The sequence below is a fragment of the Stenotrophomonas sp. genome (assembly GCF_032066555.1).
GTDB lineage: Bacteria > Pseudomonadota > Gammaproteobacteria > Xanthomonadales > Xanthomonadaceae > Stenotrophomonas.
In genome coordinates this window covers 229,972-246,251 of sequence record NZ_DAMBKV010000002.1, presented here as the reverse complement: position 1 = coordinate 246,251, position 16,280 = coordinate 229,972, and the positions used below count along the sequence as shown (strand labels likewise).

General features: G+C 64.5%; 10 protein-coding genes. 6 read left to right on the top strand and 4 right to left on the bottom strand.

The genetic code is table 11. From position 1 onward, the window contains the following. Nucleotides 1–18: 18 nt before the first annotated feature. The gene (locus RT131_RS04345) at nt 19–1,539 is read left to right on the top strand and encodes a catalase (RefSeq protein ID WP_313170772.1); all 1,521 of its coding nucleotides are present in this window, start codon (nt 19–21) and stop codon (nt 1,537–1,539) included. A gap of 157 nt (nt 1,540–1,696) precedes the next feature. Continuing rightward, nucleotides 1,697–2,302 carry a DUF937 domain-containing protein gene (locus tag RT131_RS04340; RefSeq protein ID WP_313170596.1) on the top strand — a complete coding sequence of 202 codons (606 nt, stop codon included), beginning with the start codon at nt 1,697–1,699 and terminating at the stop codon, nt 2,300–2,302. A 185-nt stretch (nt 2,303–2,487) separates the two neighbouring features. Here the strand turns inward: RT131_RS04340 and RT131_RS04335 are convergent, their stop codons facing one another. Beyond that, the gene (locus RT131_RS04335) at nt 2,488–2,895 is read right to left on the bottom strand and encodes a S4 domain-containing protein (protein WP_313170594.1); all 408 of its coding nucleotides are present in this window, start codon (nt 2,893–2,895) and stop codon (nt 2,488–2,490) included. A gap of 106 nt (nt 2,896–3,001) precedes the next feature. On the opposite strand from RT131_RS04335, the gene RT131_RS04330 reads away from it, so the two are divergent. Further along, nucleotides 3,002–4,456 carry an MATE family efflux transporter gene (locus RT131_RS04330; RefSeq protein WP_313170592.1) on the top strand — a complete coding sequence of 485 codons (1,455 nt, stop codon included), beginning with the start codon at nt 3,002–3,004 and terminating at the stop codon, nt 4,454–4,456. 131 nt (nt 4,457–4,587) lie between these two features. On the opposite strand, the gene RT131_RS04325 is transcribed toward RT131_RS04330, so the two are convergent. The 3 genes from RT131_RS04325 to RT131_RS04315 form a co-directional block, all read right to left on the bottom strand. Next, entirely contained in the window at nt 4,588–5,943 is a 1,356-nt protein-coding gene (locus RT131_RS04325) for a Gfo/Idh/MocA family oxidoreductase (protein WP_313170590.1), read from the bottom strand. 116 nt (nt 5,944–6,059) lie between these two features. Further along, nucleotides 6,060–9,035 (bottom strand): TonB-dependent receptor, encoded by a 2,976-nt coding sequence (locus tag RT131_RS04320; protein ID WP_313170589.1) that lies wholly within the window; start codon nt 9,033–9,035, stop codon nt 6,060–6,062. A 124-nt stretch (nt 9,036–9,159) separates the two neighbouring features. Next, nucleotides 9,160–12,522, bottom strand: a complete 3,363-nt coding sequence (locus RT131_RS04315; RefSeq protein WP_313170587.1) for a TIM-barrel domain-containing protein — start codon at nt 12,520–12,522, stop codon at nt 9,160–9,162. Between the two features lie 316 nt (nt 12,523–12,838). Between RT131_RS04315 and RT131_RS04310 the strand changes: the two genes are divergently transcribed. From RT131_RS04310 to RT131_RS04300, 3 genes are read left to right on the top strand one after another with little or no spacing between them, the layout of a single operon-like run. Then, nucleotides 12,839–13,993, top strand: a complete 1,155-nt coding sequence (locus tag RT131_RS04310; RefSeq protein ID WP_313170585.1) for an SIS domain-containing protein — start codon at nt 12,839–12,841, stop codon at nt 13,991–13,993. Then, nucleotides 13,986–14,936 carry an ROK family protein gene (locus tag RT131_RS04305; protein WP_313170583.1) on the top strand — a complete coding sequence of 317 codons (951 nt, stop codon included), beginning with the start codon at nt 13,986–13,988 and terminating at the stop codon, nt 14,934–14,936. Before RT131_RS04310 ends, RT131_RS04305 begins: the two co-directional genes overlap by 8 nt. A 2-nt stretch (nt 14,937–14,938) precedes the next feature. Further along, nucleotides 14,939–16,273: a D-tagatose-bisphosphate aldolase, class II, non-catalytic subunit gene (locus tag RT131_RS04300; RefSeq protein ID WP_313170581.1), complete on the top strand. Its 1,335-nt coding sequence runs from the start codon at nt 14,939–14,941 to the stop codon at nt 16,271–16,273. The last annotated feature ends 7 nt before the right edge of the window (nt 16,274–16,280 follow it).

The following is a 16,280-nucleotide window of genomic DNA, read 5'->3' as shown; positions in this document are numbered from 1 at the left end:
GACGCGCCGGTAACACCCATGACCACCGCCTTTGGTGCACCGGTGGTGGACAACCAGAACAGCAAGACCGCCGGCCCGCGTGGCCCGCTGCTGATGGAAGACGTGTGGCTGCTGGAGAAGCTGGCCAACCTCAACCGCGAAATCATTCCCGAACGTCGCATGCATGCCAAGGGCTCGGGCGCATTCGGCACCTTCACCGTCACCCATGACATCAGCAAGTACACCCGCGCCAAGCTCTTCTCGGCCGTAGGCAAGCAGACCGAGATGTTCGCCCGCTTCACCACCGTGGCCGGTGAGCGTGGCGCGGCCGATGCCGAGCGCGACATCCGTGGCTTCGCGCTGAAGTTCTACACCGAGGAAGGCAACTGGGACCTGGTAGGCAACAACACGCCGGTGTTCTTCCTGCGTGACCCGCGCAAGTTCGGCGACCTCAACAAGGCGGTCAAGCGCGACCCGCACACCAATCTGCGCAGCGCCCGCAACAACTGGGACTTCTGGACCCTGCTGCCGGAAGCGCTGATGCAGGTCACGGTGGTGATGAGCGACCGCGGCATCCCGCGCAGCTTCCGCCACATGAACGGTTTCGGTTCGCACACCTACAGCTTCACCAATGAAGGCGGCGAGCGCTTCTGGGTGAAGTTCCACTTCGTCACCCAGCAGGGTGTGCAGGCGCTGACCGATGCGCAGGCCGAAGTGCTGGTCGGCAAGGACCGCGAAAGCCACGGCCGTGACCTGTTCCAGGCAATCGAGCGCGGCGAGTTCCCGAAGTGGAAGCTGTTCGTGCAGGTCATGCCGGAGCTGGAGGCAGAGACCTACCGCATCCATCCGTTCGACCTGACCAAGGTCTGGCCGAAGAGCGATTACCCGTTGATCGAAGTCGGTGAGTTCGAGCTCAACCGCAATCCGGTCAACTGGTACATGGACGTGGAGCAGTCGGCATTCGCACCGAGCAACCTGGTACCGGGCATCGGCCCGTCGCCGGACAAGATGTTGCAGGCGCGTCTGTTCGCTTACACCGACGCACAGCGCTACCGCCTGGGCGTGAACCACCACCAGATCCCGGTCAACGCCGCCCGCTGCCCGGTCTTCAGCAACCACCGCGATGGCGCCATGCGCGTAGACGGCAACTACGGCGGCCTGCCGCACTACGAACCCAACAGCTATGGCCAATGGCAGGAGCAACCGCAGTATCGCGAACCGGCCTTGAAGATCCGTGGCGATGCCGACTTCTGGAACTTCCGCGAAGACGACAACGACTACTTCAGCCAGCCGGGCGCACTGTTCCGCAGCTACAACGCCGAGCAGAAGCAGCGCCTGTTCGAGAACACCGCCCGCGCCCTGGGTGATGCCCCGGACTTCATCAAGCAGCGCCACATCGACAACTGCAACAAGGCCGACCCGGCCTATGGTGCCGGTATCGCCGCTGCGCTGCAGAAGCTGGCCGCGGCAACCGTCCCGGCCGATCCGTTCGCACCGCCGCCGCACCCGGGCAGCGATTTCCCGACCGCCACCCCGGGCGCCGAGGACATCGAGCTGTAAGCCCGATTCACTGATCCAACGACGAAACAGCACCGCCCGCCCTGCGCGGGCGGTGCTGTTTCTGCCCACATACCAACACGTCATTGCCCCCTTCACCTACGCCCCCTTGCGGGGGTTACCATGCCGCTCGGCAACCCACCCATTCAAGGATCTCCCGATGAGCCTGACCGACGACCTTCTCTCCCAGCTGCAAGGCGCACCGCTGCAGCAGGTTTCCCAGCAGCTGGGCATCGACAGCCAGCAGGCGTCGGGCGCCATCAGCGCCGCGCTGCCGCTGCTGATGGGTGCGCTGGGCAACAACGCAGCCAAGCCACAGGGCGCCGAAGCGCTGTTCGGCGCGCTGCAGAACAACCACAGCGGCCTGGACATCGGCAGCGTGCTGGGTGCGGTGATGGGCGGCGGCAACAGCCCGGCCGCCAACGGCGCAGGCATCCTCGGCCACATTTTCGGTGGCAACCAGGACCGCGCTGAAACCGGCCTGGCCCAAGCCACGGGCCTGAGCCCGAGCAGCTCCAGCCAGTTGCTGAAGATCCTCGCCCCGATCGTGATGGCTTATATCGCCCAGCGCATGAGCAGTGGCGGCCAGGCCAGTGCCGGTGGGCTGGCGCAGATCCTAGGGCAGGAGAAGCAGCAGGTGACGCAGGCCGGCGGTATCGGCGGAGGCCTGCTGGGCAGCGTGATGGACCAGGATGGCGACGGCCAGTTCGGCGTCAGCGACCTGATCAAGCTGGGCAGCGGCTTGCTGGGTAGCGGCAAGCGTTGAGCTGATGAAGATTGATTGAAAACGCCACCGCAAGGTGGCGTTTTTGTTTCTGTAGTGCCGAGCCATGCTCGGCAGAGGCTTCACTGGTAGAGCCCAATGCCGAGCATGGCTCGGCACTACAGGGTTGGCTTTACCGGTAACGCCCCTGCCGAGCATGGCTCGGCACTACAGGTTAATCGCTTGGGTCAGAGGGCATCGAGGTCGCCCAGGGCGCGGATCAGGCGGCGGGCGCGCTTGTCGGGCTTGTGCTCCGGGGCCTGGTAGCCGGTGCGTTCAGCGGCGCGGCGAAGGTGCAGTTCGTGACGTACCTGTTTCGAAGCTGCCGACTCTTCGTACATGGCCTGCGCTACCGGCGCCGAGCCGCGTTTGTCGCTGAGCCCGCGTACCGCGATCTCGAAGATCTCATCGCCACGCTGCACCCGCAGCGCATCGCCCACACGTATGGCGCGGGACGACTTGGGGCGTTGACCATCCACATCCACCTTGCCGGTCTCCACCGCCTGTTTGGCCAGGCTGCGGGTCTTGAAGAAACGTGCCGCCCACAGCCATACATCAAGACGAATGCTTGCTACCGCTACGACTTCACCACTCATCGCGTTGCCATCACTCCTGTGTAAGCGACCTACCGTTGATACCTGACGCCGGCACCCTCACCTGCAAGATGCTAGTGTGCCTGCCCCGATCCCGACAACGTTGTCCATGTCGAAAACCAAGCAAACCCGCTCGCTGACCGAAGGCCCGATCGGCACCAGCCTGCTCATGTTCGCGCTCCCGATTCTGGCTGGCAACATCGCACAGTCGCTGAACGGGTCGGTCAATGCCATCTGGGTCGGCAAGTTCCTCGGCGAGGCAGCGCTGACCGCCACGGCCAACGCCAACAACATCATGTTCTTCCTGATCGGCTCGGTGTTCGGTATCGGCATGGCCGCGACCATCCTGATCGGCCAGTCCATCGGTGCCAAGGACCTACCGCAGGCGCGGCGGGTAATGGGCACCAGCGCCACCTTCTTCATCAGTCTGTCTGCGGTGATCGCGGTGCTGGGCTGGTTCCTGTCGCACCGCCTGCTGCTGGCGATGGGTACACCCGCCGAATCACTGCCGATGGCCGATGCCTATTTGAAGGTGATCTTCCTGGCGATGCCGCTGCTGTACGCGTTCGCCTTCATTACCGCCGCCCTGCGCGGTGCCGGCGACGCGCGCACGCCGTTCCGCTTCCTGCTGTTGGCGGTGCTGATGGATATCGCCTTCAACCCATTGCTGATCTTCGGCGTCGGTCCGTTCCCGGAACTCGGCATTGCCGGTGCAGCGTGGGCCACCTTCTTCTCGCAGGGCCTGGCGCTGGCCGGCCTGATGCTTTACCTGCGCAACAAGCGACACATGCTGTGGCTGGGCCGCAAGGACATCGGCCTGTTGAAGATCGACACCGTCATCCTCAAAGCGCTGGTGGTCAAGGGCGTGCCGATGGGCCTGCAGATGATCCTGATCTCGCTGGCGATGATCATGATGATCAGCATGGTCAATGGCTACGGGGTGGAAACCGCCTCGGCCTATGGCGCCGCGATGCAGTTGTGGACCTATGTGCAGATGCCGGCCATGGCCATTGGTGCGGCCTGCTCGACGATGGCCGCACAGAACGTCGGCGCCGGCCTCTGGCCACGGGTGGAAGCCACCGCGCGTACCGGTGTGCTGTTCAACTTCCTGCTGACCGGTGCCTTGATCGCGCCGATCATCCTGTTTGATCGCAGCACATTGGCGTTGTTCCTGCCAGCCGCCAGCGAGGCGCTGGAGATCGGTCGCCACCTGAACCACATCGCGGTGTGGTCGTTCCTGTTCTTCGGGGTCAACTTCGTGCTGTCCGGCGTGGTCCGCTCCACCGGCGCGGTGCTGCCGCCGCTGTTGATCCTGGCAATCGGTATGTGGGGCATCCGCGTGCCGTTCGCGCTGTGGCTGCAGCCGCGCTTTGGTGCCGATGCGATCTGGTGGAGCTTCCCGGTCAGTGCGTTGTGCTCGATGCTGATGATCATGGCCTATTACCGCTGGGGCAATTGGCGCAAGGCAACCATCCTGGACAAGCCGGCGCAGGCCACCCCAGCGGAAGTGCCGGCTACGCCGCCATCGCCGGTGGCGGATCCGGACGTGGAATTGGAACGCTAGACAGCGCTGTGGGAGCTGTGGGAGCGGCGTAAGCCGCGAAGCTGGCATTGCTGGAAGGGCCTGAAAGCTCAACCCCTCCCCAACCCTCCCCTACGCCTTCGGCGCAAGGGAGGGGGCAGAAACACGACTGATCAATAACTGCCGTCGAAGGCGAAGATCGGCTTGCGCTGCTGCCACAGGCCCTTGGTGAAGTCCGGGAACTCCAGGGTCTGGAAGCTGTTGGCAATCGACTGCTCGGACAATGGGGTGATCGCGCTCCAGGTCACCGCGTCATAGATATCGATTGGCATCGGCGCCTTGGCCTTCAGTGCCTCGACGAAGGCATGGATCACGAACCAGTCCATGCCACCGTGGCCGGCGCTGGCGGCGGTATCGGCATGCTGTTTCCACAGCGGGTGCTCATACTGGTCCTGGTAGGTCTTGAACTCTTCCCACTGGTGCGGCGGGCTGCGGCCTTCGATGTGGATACCGTGGTTGACGTCCATCCACAGGCCCTTGGTGCCCTGCACACGGAAGCCCATCGAATACGGGCGCGGCAAGGAGGTGTCGTGCTGCAGCAGGATGGTCTCGCCGTTCTCGCAGGCCAGCGTGGTGGTGACGATATCGCCGAGCTTGAACTTGACCTTGGTGCTCGGATGCGTAGTGCCACCGCTCTTGGCCACGGTGTACTCATGCAGGCCACGCGCCTTGCTGGCGAAGGCATTGATATGGGTGAAACGGTTGCCACGGTTGATGCCGGTATACATCGCGCAGGGGCCGATGCCGTGGCTGGGATACAGCTCGCCATTGCGCTGTACCGAGTGCTCGGTGCGCCAGCGTGCTTCCGACCAGCCCTTGGCGCCGAACTCGACGCCGCTGTCGTAGGGATGCTCCGGCGTGCCGTCGTTGAACTTCACCCCGCGCAGGTCGTGCTGATAGCCACCCTGCAGGTGCACCAGTTCGCCGAACAGGCCCTGACGCACCATCTGCAGCGCGGCCATCACGTCACGGCGGTAGCAGACGTTCTCCAGCAGCATGTACGGGGTGCCGGTGCTGAGCTGGGTATTGAGCACATCCCAATGGTCCTGCAGGGTGATGCCGGCAACCACTTCGCAGCCCACCGCGACCTTGGCCTGCATCGCCGCGATCGCCATCGGTGCATGCAGCTCCCACGGGGTGGCGATGATCACGCCGTCCAGGCCGCGCTGCTCCAGCAGGCGCATCCAGGCATTCTGGTCACGGTCGGCGCCATAGGCCTGCGGTGCCGGCTTGCCGGCCTTGGCCACCATGTCCATGGCGCGGCCGAGCATGATCGGTTCGATGTCGCACAGGGCAACCACTTCGACGTCGTCGCGGCGTACCAGTTCCTTCAGCAATACCAGACCGCGCATGCCGGTGCCGATCACACCCAGACGCACCTTGCGGCCACGTGCCCAAGCCGGCGTGTTCGGCAGCAGGCTGGTGGCGGCAAGGGCCGCGCTGGCCATGATGAATTCCCTACGCTTCATTGTGTTTCCTCTTTCAGGGGTCGTGCCGGTCATGGCAGGCGTGCCGCGACCATGCTGACGGTGTCACTGTCTTCCCCCTCATGCAATGCATGAGGGGGAAGCGCTGTTGCGGTGGATCAGAACTTGTAGGTGGCGGTCACGCTGTAGATGCGACCAAAGTTGTTGGCATAGCCGGAGAAGTTCATCCAGTCGTTCGGGTCATAGAACGGCAGGCGGTTGAACAGGTTCTTGACGGTCACGCCGACGCTCAGCTTCTCGATCGGACGCCAGTTCACGCTCAGGTTTGCAGTCCACCAGGCCGGTGCGCCGCCGCAATGGCCCGGGGCCAGGTCGAGGAAGCTGCCGGTGCAGGTCTGGGCGTTGTTGTCCTGCGCGTCGATGCGGTCATAGGCCCACTTGGTGCCACCGACATAGTTCACGTAGAAGCCGGTGTCCCAGTTGCCATAGGTCCAGTTGGTATTGAACGTGGCGCGCACCTTCGGGTTGTTGTAGTAGCCAACCAGGTTGCCGTAGTACCAGCCGTCACCGTTGTCGGAGTTGTACATGTTGCGATTGGCGATGGTAGCTGCCACGCCAATGTTCAGGCGGCCCCATTCACCCAGGTCGAAGCGGCTGCGCAGATCGACGTCGAAGCCGTCGATCAGGGTGCGGCCACGGTTGCTGTACTGGCCGATCACGCTGGCCACGTTGCCGATGCTGTAGCCCGGCAAGGTGCCCGGACAGGTCACTCCGCTGGCAGGGTCGCTGCACATCGCAGCCAGTGCAGCGAGGTTGGACTTGTCGGACTCGGTGATCGGGAAGCGCGTCATCGAATCGATGTCTTCTTCCTTGCTGTAGTCCGGCGCGACGATTTCATCGCGACGGTACACGAACCAGTAATCCGCCGACACCGACAGCCAATCGGTCGGCTCCAGCACGACGCCCAGCGTGGCGATCTTCGCCTTCTCCGGCTTCAGGTCCTGGTTGGGCTGGGTCATGCGCGCCACGTTGCGGCTGCAATCGCTGTTCCACAGGCTGTTGCCCAGATCCTTGTCCACGACGCGGTTGGACTGCCGCAGCAGGCCGGCAATTGCATTGGTTTCGGCGCAACGGACTTCATCGCGGTAACCACCGATCTGCGCATACACGCCACCGCTGCCGGCCTCGGCCAGACTGGGTGCACGGAAGCCTTCCGAATAGGTACCACGCAGCATCAGCTGCGGCAGGGCCTGGTACTTCAGGCCGATCTTCGGCGCGGCATTGGCGCTGAAGCCCGGGTACTTGTCCAGGCGCAGTGCCAGGTCCATTTCGAGCTTCTCGGTGAGCGGCACCACGGCTTCGGAGAACAGCGCGTAGGTGTTGCGCTTGCCGTCGAACCACGAGCCGCCCTGCTGGGTGATCAGGCCGTTGGCGGCATCCGGGTTGCCCGGCGTGTAGAAGGTTTCGCGGGTGGCATTGAAGCCGAAGGCCGCACGCACTTCGCCGGCCGGCATGTTGAACAGCGGGCCTTCGATCTTGCCGTCCAGGGTGTGCAGGCGCGTCCACGACTCGATGTCGAAGGTCGGGAAGGCTTCGCGGATCAGCGCCGCGTTGGCTTCACTGATCTCACCGAACTTGTAGGCCGGATGATCGGAAATGATGACGCGACCGGTACCCGGATCGATGGTGTACGGACCGAAGGCTTTCTCGAAGCCCTTTAGGTTGACGTTGGTGGTCTGGTAGGTGACCGAGTGCGAGCCGGCGGTGGCGAACGCGGTTTCCCAGTTCCAGTCGCCGGCAGCACCACGCAGGCCTGCCACCACACGGTAGCTGTCGTCGGTATTGCGCTGACCGAAGTGGCCACCGCCGACGTCCTGCAGCAGGTAACCCAAACCGACCACACCGCCATTCATCGCCTTCAACTCCGGGCTGGCGTGGTTGTATTCGTTGTTCGGGCCAAGCCACGGGGTCAGGAACTGGTTGACCGTATTGCCGGTGTTGCGCGAGAACCAGCTCTGCGGATTGCCGGTGGTGGTGCCATACGCGCGTGGGGTGCCGCCATTGGCGTGCAGGTCGATGTCGGTATAGGTGACTTCGGCGAATGCCTCGGTGCTGTCATTGAGCTGGTAATGACCATTGACGTAGGCAGTGACGCGCTTGGAGTCCGCGCCGCCGTTGATCTGCCGGTTCATCCAGGTCTGCCAGATGCAACGGGTGCCACTGCTGACCTGCAGCACGTTGTTGCAGCCCGGTGCAGCCTCGTCCTTGCGCACGCCGGTGACCGGATCGATGGCGTAGTAATAGCCGGGGTTGAACACGCCCGGCGCACTGCCGGTGTCCAGCCGCAGGTTCTTGATGTAGTCCGGACTGTTGACGTAGAACTGGCCCGGGTGCTTCAGGTACCACTCGCTGTCCGGAATACCGTCGCGCTCATACAGGTTGACGCTGGCATAGACGTTGTAGCCATCCTCGGCCATGTCGCCGAAACCGCCGGTGACACTGGCCTGCTTTTCACCGAAGGAATCAAAGCGCGAAGCGGTATCCCAGGTACCGCTGACTTCCAGGCCCTGGTAGCTGCTCTTGGTGATGACGTTGATGACGCCGGCCACCGCGTCGGTGCCGTATACGGCCGAGGCGCCGTCGGTCAGCACTTCCATGCGCTCGATGACGGCGGCAGGAATGGCATCGATGTTGACGAACTGGGTCTGGAAGCCAGCCGGTGCGCCGTAGTACGACAGGCGGCGGCCATTCAACAGCACCAGCGTGCCCTGTGCGCCGAGGCCGCGCAGGTTGGCCTGTGAAGCGCCGTCGGAACCGGTGAACAAGGACTTGGAATCAACCTGGCCCGGTCGTGCCGCTGGCAGATTGTCGAGCACCTGCAACAGCGTGCGCGCGCCCATGTTTTCGATGTCCTGCTTGCTGATCACCTGCACCGGCGAGGCGGTTTCCACATCGGTGCGGCGGATGTTGGAACCGGTGACCTCGATGCGGGACAACTCGGTGGTCTTGTCCTTTTCCTTTTCAGCCTTGTCCTGCGCGAAGGCAGGTGCGGCGATGGCGAACAACACGCTGGCGACAGCCAACGATAGTGGAGCTTGCAAACAGCGTTTGGCACTGCGGTTGGCTGGCAACATCGGGGTTCTCTCCTGGCAAGGGCACGCAAAAAAAACAGCAGTTGGCGGGCAAAGCGATCCCATGCCACGGTTCTTGGACCGTAGCCGGGGGTAATCCGGTGGGAGGAGCGGTGTTACGGGTGGGTCATGGCGCGAGGATGTCGGCGGAATCGCCCTCCTCGCCTATCAGTACGGCATTGGCCCAGTTGGCGCAGACCTGGGACGGTTGGCTACCCTGCGCACCCAAGGTGCGCAGACTCAATCTGGACAGACCGCGGATGTCGAGCTCGGGCTTAACCACGCCCGGTGCTTTCACAAAACCGCTGTCATAGAGCAGGCGGTCATCGCCCCAGACCTGGAACTGCAGACCACCGGCTTGACGGCATTGGTCATCGACGCCCAGGTCGGCACGTAGCGTTTTCCACTGCCCCTTCAAGTTCATGTCGATGCGGCTTTGCGCACCGACGCCGAGACCGCGGCGGAACTGCAGGCCGTTCATGCGCATCGGCACGGCCGCAGCGAACGAACGATCGGCATGCACCTGGGTGGCCAATACGGCCGGCAGCGGCAGCTGGGAGAGGTATTGCTGCCGCGCCGGCCGCTCGGCCGTTTGCTGCTCGAGGATATGGAAGGTGGACAGTGCAATCGGGCCAACATCGCGCGGCTGCAGTGCATCCACCGCACGCGCGGTGCTGCCCTGCGCTGCGGTCACCATCGGATCGGCACCACTTGCGCCGTCACCGTCGGGGTTCTGCACGCTGAGCACGCGGAAGCGCAACAGGCGGCCGGCATGGGCAGGGAAGTCGATGCGCTGCAGTTCCTGCTTCAGCTGCAGGTGACCCGTAGCAATCGGCTTGCCCCACTCACCATTGCTGTCGGCCATGTAGATTTCGTAATCACGCACCTGACCATGCTTCCAGTGCTGGTCGTTGCGCGGTGCCAGCTCGATGCCGTCGATCAGCTTGCGCTCGCCAAAGCCCACCACCCACTCATGGGCGCCAGTGCGGATGGCCTGGTTGCGCACGCTGCGGAACCACGTCGCCGGATCATCGTCGAAGGCATTTTCCAGCGGATGGCCGGGCTCTTCGGCCGGACGATTGACCACCAGCAGACTGTCGGACGGCAGCGCGCGGCCGAGCTCCGGCGCATTCGGGAAAACGTCATCAGCCAGCGCGGCGGCAACCGGGAAATCCAGCTGCAATTTCAACGGCGTGCGGATGTCCTGGCTGGCGGTACGCACATGCAGCGTGCCCTTGCGTTCCTTGCCATCGAAGTACCAGCCTTCGCTGGCTGCCTGCAGTGCGGCCGCGTCAGCAAGCTTGGGCAACGTACGACCATCCAGTTGCACGGCAGTCGGTGCGCTGCGATTCAACACGCGCAGGCCGTAACGGCGCTGTGCCAACTGACCTTGATACTCGCCCTGCACCGGCGCTATCTCGACCTGCACCGGGCCACTGCCCTGCGCCGGTGCCTGCACGCGGATCTGCTGCGTGCTCGACTCGCCCTTCTGGTAGCGGCGGGTGCTGCCATCGTCTTCGTACAAGGTGTAGCTGGATTCGCCCTGCGGGTACAGATCGAAGGTCACTTCATCCAACGGCTTCTCGCCGTCGAACAGCATCTCCGGGTACATCGGCAGGATCGCACCGGCACGCACGAATACCGGCAGCGTCGCCAGTTCGACCGGACGGTCCAGCTGCCTGCCTGCGGCACCGGCCTGTAGATGGCGGCCGTCCCAATAGTCGTACCAGCCGCCGGCCGGCAGATGGATGTCGCGGCGCCAGCCACGGCTCGCGGCTTGGCTGCGGTACACCGGCGCAACCAGCAGATCACGGCCGAGCAGGAACTGGTATTTGTAGGTTTCCTCCTGCGCGTGCGGGTCCTGCGGGTTGTCCCACATCAGCCCGCGCACCGGCGGCGCACCGCTCTGCGCAGCATCGTGCACCAGCCCGTACATATACGGGGTCAGACGCATTTTCAGCTTGAGGTAGTCGCGGTTGATCGAGCGGTAGGGCTCGTCGAAAGCCCAGGGGTGCTTGCGCGCGTTCGACGACCAACCGGACATGCCCATCAACACCGGCGTGAAGGTCTTCCACTGCAGGTCGCGGGTGAAGGTCTCGGCGCTGCCGCCGAAGATCGCATCGACGTCGCCGCTGGCATAGGCCATGCCCGACAGGCCGGAACCCACCAGAGTGGGCACATGCCAGCGGATGTAGTCCCAGCTGCTGCTCTGGTCACCGGTCCATGCAACCGCATAGCGCTGGATGCCGGCCCAACCCATCACCGTCCACAGGAAGGGGCGCGAGTCGGAATTATTGAGGATGCCGTCAAACGCCTGGCGGTTGGCATCCATCGCGAACTGATAGCCCTGCCCGGTCCAGGCCACGTCCAGCTTCTGCACGCGGGTGCCGGCCTTGCCGACTTCCCATGCGATCTTGTCGACGCCATTCTCGGTCCACAGGCCGGTCTTGAAGCCGTACTTGGCCAGGCCCTGTACGGTCTCCGGCAGCTGTTTGTAGCCGCAGCCGTAACCGTCATTGGGCAGGATCCAGCCGCCCGGCATGTCGTTCTCGCGGTACTTGGCAGCGACGCTGTTGACCACGTCGATGGTGGTGCCGGTGGGGCCATCGCTCCAGCCTTCGGGCACGCTGCCGGGCTTCTTGATGTTGTCGCCGTCGTTGTAGCAGTCGGCGTCGCCGTAGGACAGCGCCCAGCGCGCGACCATGTTCGGCCGGCCGGTCAGCTGGGTGTAGCGTTCCAGCAGCCGCTGCAGATCATTGCCGACGAAGTAATAGGCGTCGAAGCGGTCCTCGCGGTGCAGCAGCGTGGCCTGGTCCGGCTGGCGCAGGTCATAGCTGCCGTCGCTCCAGGTATTGCGCAACATGCCCCAGCCGCGTGAGCTGAGCAGCATCGGTGCCGGGCTCGGGCGGTCGCCCTCCTCCCAGCCACCGGAATAGGAAACTTCAAGTTCGCGGCCCTTGAACTGGAAACGGCCGTTCTGCTGGCCGCCGCCGTAGAAGGCTTCATCGGCCTGCGAGGACAGCACCTGCACGCTCTGCTCGGCGGACAGGTCCAGCGGCTGCTGTTCCTGCCATAGCGATACCGGCTTGCCGCCGTCCAGACGCTCCAGCCGCAGCTGCAGGGGCTGGCGCTGCACATGCAGGACCAGCGCCGGGGTACGCACGCGGATTTCCTGCGCGTCTTCTTCCAGCTGCGCCTGTACCGGCTGCACGGGCTGCGGCAACACGATGGGCGCGGCCTTGTCACCAGCGCCGGTCAGCTTGCCGTTGCGGCCAGCCTGCACATGCACGATGTCGTTGGCCAACACCTCGATGCGCAGGGTGCTGCCATTGTCACTGCGTACGTCCCAGGCACGCACGCCGTCGCGGCCATCGCTGGCGGTGACGGAGCGCAGATTGCCGATGGGCTCGGCCTGTGCGGTCACTGCCGGCAACAACAAGGCCGAAAGCAGCGCCAGCAACAGCGGCGATTGACGAACGCAATGTTCCACCTTGCCTCCAACCCGTTCAACGGGCGTTTCGAAACCGAGTGCGCCGACTCTAGGGCAGGAAATCGAAAGATGTCAACAAAATGAAAGCAAAAGATAAGTAAGATTTCTTACAATCGAAAGATGGTGCGGAGCAGCAACTTTCACATCATCAAGCTGAGCGTATTCATTGCTGCGAAAGGGTTTCCCGGGAAACCTTTCGCTTCGGACGATTCTCAAGAGAATAAAGTCTAATCAAATTATTTCTTTCGTTTTGCTTTCGGTATTTGACATTTCGAAAGAAAAGAAAGATGGTGCGCTGGCCAATCAGGAATCACACATGGATGCCACCCTGCTTCACGATCTGACCGCCTGGCAGCGCCTGGGCGGAGCCGATACCGCTACCGAAATCGCCCAGCAGCCCGCGCTGTGGGAGACCCTTGCCCTGGATCTGCAACAGGCCAGCACGCGCCTGCAGGATTTCCTTGGGCAGCGCCTGTCCGACCCGCGCCAACGGGTGATCTTCACCGGTGCCGGCAGCTCGGGTTTCATTGCCGAGATGGTGACCGACACCATCAACGCGCAGTGGCCGGCCGAAGTGCGCGCCGTGCACACCACCAGCCTGCTCACCCACCCGGCGCTCTACCTGCAGCGTGACCGCCCGACCCTGCTGGTGTCGTTCGGCCGCAGCGGCTCCAGCCCGGAAAGCGTGGCCGCCGTCGACCGCGTCCGCGCCGACGTCGACGATGCCCGCTTCCTCGACATCACCTGCAATGCCGAAGGCGAACTGGCCCGTCGTGGCGCCGGCCGCGACGACACCTGCACGCTGCTGATGCCGGCCGCCAGCTGCGACCGCGCCTTCGCCATGACCAGCAGCCTGAGCTGCATGCTGCTGGCCGCGCTGTCCGTGTTCGACAGCGCGCCGTGGGCCGAGCGTGTGCAGCGCCTGCAGCAGGTTGCCGCACTCGCGCGCCAGGGCCTGGCCAACTGGGATGCAGCAGTCGCCGCACTCGCTGCGCAGCCGTACAACCGCGTTATCTATCTGGCCAGTGGTCCGCTGGAAGCGCTGGCTCGCGAGGCTGCGCTGAAGGTATTGGAGCTCACGGCCGGCCGCGTGCTGGCATTGGCCAATACCCCGTTGGGTTTCCGCCACGGTCCCAAGTCCACGCTCAATGATGAAACCCTGGTCGTCGTGCTGCGCAGCGCCGAACCGCTGTCGCGTCGCTACGAGCAGGATCTGCTGGAAGAACTGCGCGGTGATGGCGTTGCGGGCAAGGTATTGTCGATCGGCCCGCATTCGGACCTGGGCATCCATGACGATTACACCTTGGCCGTGCCTGCCCTGCCCGACAGCTGGCTGGCGCCGGTGTGGCTGCCGTTCGCGCAGCTCTACGCACTGCAGCGCTCGGCCGCACTCGGCCTGACCCCGGACAATCCGTTCCCGGACGGCACCGTCAACCGCGTGGTCAAGGGCGTCACCATCCACCATGGCTGATACCCGCGCCCCGGCCTGTTACGGCATCGACATTGGCGGTACCAAGATTGAACTGGTGGCCTGCGATGCCGCCCTGCAGGTCGCGTGGCGCAAACGCATCGCCACCCCGCAGGGCGACTACAACGGCTTCCTGCAGGCGGTGGAAACGCTGGTTACCGATGCCGATGCCCAACTCGGCCAACGCGCGCAGGCCATCGGCATCGCCCTGCCCGGCGTGCGCGAGCGGCGCAGTGGCCGCCAGCTCAGTGCCAACGTACCGGCACTGACCGGCCAATGTGTCAGCGCAGACCTGCAGGCGCGCCTGCAGCGGCCGCTGCACTTCGGCAACGACCTGCAGTGCTTTGCATTGTCCGAAGCACATGGCGGCGCGGCTGACGGTTACGCCAGCATGTTCGGCGCCATCCTCGGCACCGGTGCCGGCGGCGGTTACTGCCTGCACGGCAAACTGGTCGGCGGCTTCAACGGCCTGGCCGGCGAATGGGGCCACTGGAGCGTGCCAGCCAACCTGCTGCAACGGCATGGCCTGCCGCTGCTGGATTGTGGCTGCGGCCTGCGCGGTTGCGTGGAGCGCTATGTCTCCGGCAGCGGCGTGGCCATGATCGAACGCCATCTTGGCGGCACTGCGGCCAACGCCAGCGAGGTCATCACGCAGGCCGAGGCCGGCGACATCCGCGCCATGCAGGCGCTGGACATCCACCGCGACCTGCTCGGCCACAGTTTCGCCGCGCTGATTCTCGCGCTGGACCCGCACGTCATCGTTCTCGGTGGCGGCCTGTCGCAATACGCGCCCCTGTACCAGCAGCTGCCTGCGGCCATCGCCGCACATCTGTTCAACGGCGTGGAAGTGCCGCCCATCGTGCCACCACGCTTCGGCGATGCCGGCGGTGCCCGTGGTGCCGCCCTGCTCGCCTGCCAACCCGCTTACCTGATTCCCGGAGCTTGACCATGTCACCGCTGCAATCCCTGCTTGCCTCTCATCGCCAAGGCCACAACGTCGGCCTGTACAGCGTCTGCTGCAGCAACGAACAGGTGTTGCGCGCGGCCATGCACGTGGCCGCGCAGCACGGCACCGTGCTGCTGATCGAAGCCACTTCCAACCAGGTCGACCAGTTCGGCGGTTACACCGGCATGACCCCGCCGCAGTACCGCGCCTACGTGGAAACGCTCGCCGATGAAGAAGGCTTCCCGCGCGGGCAGCTGATCCTGGGCGGCGACCATCTCGGTCCCAACGCCTGGCAGAAGCAGCCAGCCGCCGAAGCGATGGCCAATGCGCGCGTATTGATCGAAGCCTATGTCGCCGCCGGTTTCCACAAGATCCATCTGGACTGCAGCATGTCCTGCGCAGATGACCCGACCCCATTGCCCGATGCCGCTGTCGCCGCGCGCTCGGCCGAGCTGGCGGTCATTGCCGAAGCCACCGCCAAGGCCAATGGCCTGCCGCCGCCGGTCTACGTGATCGGTACCGAAGTGCCGATCCCCGGTGGCGAAGCCTCGCTGGCAGGCGGCCTGGCGGTGACCACGCCGGCCGCGGCCGCGCAGACCCTGGCCATCCACCAGCAGGCCTTCGACACACCGGAACTGCGCGATGCGTGGCAGCGCGTGATCGCGATGGTGGTGCAGCCGGGCGTGGACTTCGACCACAGCAGCGTGCACGAATACGACGCCGCCGCTGCCAGCGAGCTGGCCGATTTCCTTGAACAGCAGCCGCGCATCGTGTTCGAAGCGCACTCCACCGACTACCAGCGCGAATCCGGCCTGCACGCGCTGGTGCGCGATCACTTCGCCATCCTCAAGGTTGGCCCCGCGGCAACGTTTGCCTACCGCGAAGCGCTGTTCGCACTCGCCGCGATCGAAGCCGAACTGCTGCCCGCCGCGCAGTGCTCGAAGCTGCCACAGGTGCTGGAACAAGTGATGCTGGCCAAGCCGAAGAACTGGCAGGCGCATTACCACGGCGATGAAGCCACGCTACGTCTGCTGCGCTCCTACGCCTTCAGTGACCGCTGCCGCTACTACTGGGGCGAGCCGGAACTGCTGCAGGCGGTACAGACTCTGTTCGCCAACCTCGAACAGCACACCCCGCCGCTGGTGCTGCTCAGCCAATACCTGCCGGGCCAGTACGTGGCCGTGCGCGAGGGCCAGCTGGCCGCCACGCCTGCGGCCCTGGTGCAGCATCGCGTCGGCCAGTGTCTGGGCGAATACGCGCGCGCCTGCAGCGCCAATCAGGCAGGTACGCGCAAGCAAAGCGAAAGTTTGCGCACCCAAAACCTTGCGAACGGTTAATCTCCGC

What these genes read in the sequence shown, in the direction of transcription:
- RT131_RS04330 (WP_313170592.1), top strand. Translation starts at nt 3,002, where the DNA reads ATGTCGAAAACCAAGCAAACCCGCTCGCTGACCGAAGGCCCGATCGGC.
- RT131_RS04335 (WP_313170594.1), bottom strand. Translation starts at nt 2,895, where the DNA reads ATGAGTGGTGAAGTCGTAGCGGTAGCAAGCATTCGTCTTGATGTATGG.
- RT131_RS04305 (WP_313170583.1), top strand. Translation starts at nt 13,986, where the DNA reads ATGGCTGATACCCGCGCCCCGGCCTGTTACGGCATCGACATTGGCGGT.
- RT131_RS04320 (WP_313170589.1), bottom strand. Translation starts at nt 9,035, where the DNA reads ATGTTGCCAGCCAACCGCAGTGCCAAACGCTGTTTGCAAGCTCCACTA.
- RT131_RS04325 (WP_313170590.1), bottom strand. Translation starts at nt 5,943, where the DNA reads ATGAAGCGTAGGGAATTCATCATGGCCAGCGCGGCCCTTGCCGCCACC.
- RT131_RS04345 (WP_313170772.1), top strand. Translation starts at nt 19, where the DNA reads ATGACCACCGCCTTTGGTGCACCGGTGGTGGACAACCAGAACAGCAAG.
- RT131_RS04300 (WP_313170581.1), top strand. Translation starts at nt 14,939, where the DNA reads ATGTCACCGCTGCAATCCCTGCTTGCCTCTCATCGCCAAGGCCACAAC.
- RT131_RS04340 (WP_313170596.1), top strand. Translation starts at nt 1,697, where the DNA reads ATGAGCCTGACCGACGACCTTCTCTCCCAGCTGCAAGGCGCACCGCTG.
- RT131_RS04310 (WP_313170585.1), top strand. Translation starts at nt 12,839, where the DNA reads ATGGATGCCACCCTGCTTCACGATCTGACCGCCTGGCAGCGCCTGGGC.